Below are 3,717 nucleotides of genomic sequence, written 5' to 3'. Positions count from 1 at the left end.
ATTAATACAAAATTATTTTTACAATTACAAATGCAAATGTCTGCCTGCATTTCAGTTGCAAACTGAAATAAGCAAAGGGTAAAAACCATACTGTGCCGTAATCAACCCCTTTATTGTTTTGATTGACATGGACAGCGAGAATAATTTGAAGGAAGTTGAGGAGATGTAACAAAATTCTTATCTTTGTAGTAACAAAGCGTACAAATTTTAATTGAAAGGATATTTTCCGATTAATATGGAAAACAAGTATGAAATAATAATTTTTTGGAGTAACGAAGATAAATCTTTCATAGCAGAAGTCCCAGAACTACCTGGTTGTATGGCTGACGGTAAAACATATCAGGAAGCTATCAGTAATGCTGAAATTATAATATCAGAATGGGTTGAAACGGCAAAAGAATTAGGCAGGCCGATTCCACAGCCAAAGGGGCGTTTGATGTATGCGTGAAGCCTTATTTTTGTGAGAACACATTGTAAAATTAATTTGTAACATATAGTTTCCGTATAATATGGAAAATAAAGAGTGTTATATGGAAAATTGCAGCTTAATAATATGTTAGACTCTTAAAAAATGGGATTTATTTATGCAAAAAGAAAGTTTTAATGTTTTTTGTCCTGAATGCAACATGCTCGTCGAAGCAAAAGTCATTACAGATGCGACAGGTAAATTTCAAAGCGATGCATTAAATCCAGATGATGAGGTTGATGCAATGTACAACGCGGAGCATTATACAGTTTGCCTCTGCCGTCGGTGCAATCATCCTTTCCTCATAAAAGAATCATTGCAGGGCGTTCCTGCTGAGTTTGAAACTGTTACAGATACAGTCGTTTTATATCCAACGGAATCAAAAATCGCTATTGAGTATTTACCTAATTCAATTCACAGTGCATACATTCAAGCGTTGAGGTCATATAAAGTATCTCTTTTTGATCCTTGTGTACTTATGTGCAGAAAGTGTTTAGAAGGCTTATGTAAAATCTTAAATGTTTCTGGTAGCAATCTTAATAAGAGACTAGAAAAACTAAAAGAAGAAAAGCATATAGATGATAGATTGTTAAAATGGGGACATCAAATCCGGTTAATCGGCAATGAAGCTGCTCATGATATAGATACCCCCATTTCAAAAAAAGACGCACAGGACATTCTTGAATTTACTGAAGCAATCTTGATTTATGTTTTTTCATTAACGCAGCGTTATGAAGCGTTAATGAAACGTCGTCAAACAACAAGCAAATAGCTCAATCAAAGTCTAACAAAAGGATGAACTCTGACTGAAAAAGCCTGGCCGTTTTTTGATGTCTACAAATTTTGTTGGTTATCAATCTTTCTTCTCTTTTTAGCCATATTTTGTTTGCTTTTTCATCAGGTTATCCTTGCCGTTCTACATTTGCAAGAATTAGGAGCTATCGTACGGTTTAAAACCATTGTTTATCGCATTGACACAAAATATACTAAAAACGTTATTTCAAACGGAGCAGTAATCTTCGTAGAGTTGCGTTGTGTAAAGATAGTCTGCCAAGAAGAAAGCATGCTGAAAAAGTCGATTTTCAGAATAGTTTTCTACGCTTTGATATTCGCGAGATAGTTATGCGAGAAACGGATAAGGTATACAGATGTCCAAAACTGACAAATTAAAAGAAGAAATAGGATGGCTGAAAGTAGTGTTCGGGATCTTGGTCGCCACCGACATTTCTATAGTCGCTTGGATGGCACAGAATTACAATAAGGTACCGAGCTTCCTTCTTGTAATCTGTGCCGTTGGCATTTTGTCGGTAACCGTCGGCATTGTTTGGGTAAACAAAGCGGCGTATCGCAAAATTGATGAATTGGAGGAATTGTGATGGAATGGTTATTAATAGCTGTTTTTATTGTTTTTGTTCTTGGTATTGGCATTGTCACCTTCGATGCACTGAAGCACGCTAGCAAATCATCACATAACAAACCCATCAAGCCGATGCGCTAAAACGCGTGGAATCTGGAGCAGTTACTTGTTTCTGACTACTAACATATAAGAGCAATGAGGCAACACAGCACTATTTTGAGCTGCGAATTTCTTTTTTAAATAGTGTGAACGAAAAGTCCAGTTTTCAGTAGGTTTGGTTGAGCATAGTCAATTATATTGTGCTTTGAACCTCAACCCAAGCCTACGAATATCAAGCAATTACTAAAATGTAGTTTCAGTGAGCAAAACCGAACAAATTATGCGGCAAGAGTTTTCGTTCATGCACAAAATAACAATCGCGGATTATGGAGTTGTCTCGGCATGTTACGTATGCACAAGATTTGTAGCTCAACAATAACAAAGTTCTGAGCTGACGTAGAACAATGCGCTCCACCGCACACCAAAAGCCCGCGCGTTTTTAGCCTTTGCTATTTTCGGTATAAAACGTCGCTTTTGCGAAGTCATCATTAGCTTTTGGTGCAGGTGAGCTCCACGTTAGGGCTGATATTTCTGACGAAAAAGCTGAATATATATCGACGATAAAAAGGAGGCATTTTGAATGATTCTGTAACAAATAATTCGAATTCGCGGAACAGAGATTACGAGAATTTAGTAGATAGTCTCAGGAGTGAAGCCAATAATGTAAAAGACTGCTTTACAAAGTTTTCTTTTCATAGTTTAGCATTTAATGGTATCATTTTTGGATATATAATAAAAGTACAGCCAACTGGGGAAGCGCCATTTATTTCACTTGTTGGTTTAATAATATCATTGGTTTGCTTAACAGTAGCACGTATTGGTACCTATAAATATGGAACTGCAAATCGACACTTTGGCTACGAGCTCCACCTTGAAAGGACTAGATATCTTTTTGACACTTCTGAGAGAAATAAATGTTGGATTGTAGGATGGGAAGAGGCTATGCGCGCTTGGAGAATAGTTCAAGCCAGTTTGTATAATGCCATCTATGAGACAGAAACTTTTTTAGGAATAGGAAAAGACAAACCTAAAGATAAAGATATTGCTTATAAATGGTATAAAGTTTCTGAAAACCTAAAAGATAATACCTATAACAAAGAAGAAGGGAGACAGATTGTTCAATACTACTCAGGAAGTTATTTAAAAGAAATGATGAAAATTCTTCATATGATAGCTTTTTTAGGGGTTATTCCGGTAATCTTTGCATCAATTCAGTTTTATTTAAAAGGTGAAGACTTCAATAGTTATTTTTTTATGATAATCTCTCTATTTTCATTTGTAATAATAGTGATAAGAGTAAGTAACAACAATAGAAAGCGGGAAATACTTGAAGACGGACTATTATCAATACACTCTTGCGCTATAGTTTGGCAGGCTGTCATTGTGGCCCACAATAAAGCGAAAGATGAAATATCCGAAATAGAATCTAATGGACATCCTTATAAAAACTACTCAAGAGTGCTTGGTGAGTGGGCTGGAGGACTTTGTCTGAATATAGAATCCATACATGATTGGGTAATGAATCCTGCAAAAGAAAAATTAGTTGAAAACAAGAAGCTAACATCACGGAAATCAATTAGGCCCTAACCATGCGCTCCACCCGACACCAGAAGCCGGCGCGTTTTTCGCATCTGCCATTTCAGAGTAAAACTTCGCTTTTGCCAAGACCTTATTGGCTTCTGGTGCAGGTGAGCTCCACGTTATCTGTGAGGAATGCAACATGCACCGTTACACACAACTCCTGTTCGAGTCTGCCAATATCGGGGATACGAAGCGCTCCATGTTATTATATTGT

Annotated in this window: 4 protein-coding genes; all 4 read left to right on the top strand. The window is 36.7% G+C overall.

Annotated elements, in window-relative coordinates; genetic code table 11:
* Positions 1 to 235: 235 nt before the first annotated feature.
* Positions 236 to 448, top strand: coding sequence for a type II toxin-antitoxin system HicB family antitoxin (locus K8S13_RS12635; RefSeq protein ID WP_291462967.1), 213 nt, complete (start codon positions 236 to 238; stop codon positions 446 to 448).
* Positions 449 to 584: 136 nt separating this feature from the next.
* On the top strand, positions 585 to 1,238 hold the full coding sequence (locus tag K8S13_RS12630; RefSeq protein ID WP_291462965.1) for a DUF4145 domain-containing protein: 654 nt from the start codon (positions 585 to 587) through the stop codon (positions 1,236 to 1,238).
* Positions 1,239 to 1,614: 376 nt separating this feature from the next.
* Entirely contained in the window at positions 1,615 to 1,842 is a 228-nt protein-coding gene (locus tag K8S13_RS12625; RefSeq protein WP_291462964.1) for a hypothetical protein, read from the top strand.
* A gap of 656 nt (positions 1,843 to 2,498) precedes the next feature.
* The gene (locus K8S13_RS12620) at positions 2,499 to 3,509 is read left to right on the top strand and encodes a hypothetical protein (RefSeq protein WP_291462963.1); all 1,011 of its coding nucleotides are present in this window, start codon (positions 2,499 to 2,501) and stop codon (positions 3,507 to 3,509) included.
* Positions 3,510 to 3,717: the final 208 nt, after the last annotated feature.

Source organism: Desulfobacula sp. (genome assembly GCF_021107415.1).
Note: the sequence above shows the minus strand (reverse complement) of the source record. Positions and strands in the feature narration are given on the sequence as shown.